Here is an 887-nt window from a genome sequence, read left to right as displayed (position 1 = left end):
ATGCCTCTTATCCCATCGATGATTTAATATCGAGTAGTCTTGCAGATCAACCACACTCATCGGTTTCGGCAATTGAAGTTCGTTATAGGAGAGAGGATAGTCAGCTAAACGCAACCAGATATCAATATCCAGCCCCGTTTGATGGCTTGAATGACCAGATGAAAAACGGCCGCCACGAGGTAAAGAAAGGTCGCCAATCAGTAAAGTAGTTTTTAACTTTTGATTCGCCTTTAAAGCTAGGCTTTCAACAAAATCTATAGTGTTAGGGTGCCCATAGTAGCGATTCGTTCGACTACGTAACACTTGATAACCTGTACCTTCTAAAGGCAGCGGGGAAGCCCCATCTAAGCAGCCATTCGCGTAACTACCAATAGAAGAGGACATATTATGAGTGGGAGCACTAACTTGCTCCCATGGCGTAGCATAAAGAGGAGCTGAGAAAAATAAACTTAAATAAAAAGAAAGACTCAGCCGCATCATACATCCCCTTTAGTAATGTTCACCATTATCATAGTAGGCATTTGGCGATAGTGCAGAAAAAATGACTGCTACATCAATATCTTCACCGACTACACCACGAACTTGTTGTGTAATTACTTTCGCCACCTTGTCTTGGGTCTCTTGTCCTCGATCAAACCACAAAACTTCAACAAAAGGATAAGCAGGACTTACCTCGCCCTCACTAAAGAAAGTTGTGTAGATGTACTCAAAAGTAAAATCTTCTCGTGGACTATTCATTAGTGGCTGGAGCTCGTCAGTCAGTGGCTTTGACAAAGCTTGTACTGCTTGAGGTTCTACAGCGCGAAATCGTAGATGTGGCATAAGGTTAATCCTATATTTGTATTGTCCTAAGATGATAACAGGAACAACAACGCTAATCATCCCAA

Annotated in this window: 2 protein-coding genes; both read right to left on the bottom strand. The window is 42.1% G+C overall.

Annotated elements, in window-relative coordinates:
* Positions 1 to 477 (bottom strand): penicillin-insensitive murein endopeptidase (locus R7Q11_RS25290; protein WP_225466894.1); only part of this gene is annotated, 477 nt, incomplete at its 3' end.
* Positions 478 to 489: 12 nt separating this feature from the next.
* Positions 490 to 822, bottom strand: coding sequence for a DUF1904 domain-containing protein (locus R7Q11_RS25285; protein ID WP_005483015.1), 333 nt, complete (start codon positions 820 to 822; stop codon positions 490 to 492).
* Positions 823 to 887: the final 65 nt, after the last annotated feature.

This window comes from Vibrio sp. 970, assembly GCF_033339075.1.
The sequence above is the reverse complement of the archived record's forward strand: the minus strand, read 5'-3'. Positions and strand labels throughout refer to the sequence as shown.